The sequence below is a fragment of the Bradyrhizobium sp. CFUWI genome (assembly GCF_056429085.1).
On sequence record NZ_JBWJZE010000316.1, the window covers coordinates 1 to 389 of the forward strand.

Genomic DNA, 389 nt, shown 5'->3' on the forward strand with positions numbered 1-389 from the left:
ACATGATCATGCAGCTGGTGCGCGTCGCGCCCATCAGCCCCTCGGAGAAATTCTTCCAGGTCAGCGACCGGCTCCAGAGGGCCAGCCCCAGCGATCCCGCCACGCCGAAGGCCGCGCATTCGGTGGCCGTGGCATAACCCGCGACCAGCACCCAGACGATGAACACGATCAGCGCCGTGACGGGGATGAGGTGGCCCGACTGCCGGATCTTCTCGCGCAGCGTGGTGGGCGGATCCGCCGCGGGCACCCGGTCGGGATGCCGCAGGCTCCACCAGCCGATGTAGCCCGAGAACAGCAGCATGAGCAGCAGCCCCGGCAGGAAGCCCGCCAGGAAGATGCGGATGATCGAGGCGTCGGCGGCCACCGCGTACACCACCATGGTGATGGAG

General features: G+C 68.1%; 1 protein-coding gene. It reads right to left on the reverse strand.

All coding sequences use genetic code 11. The features are described 5' to 3' along the window. Nucleotides 1-389: TRAP transporter large permease subunit (locus AC066S_RS39985; protein WP_478272092.1), on the reverse strand; the 389-nt coding region annotated here is incomplete at both ends.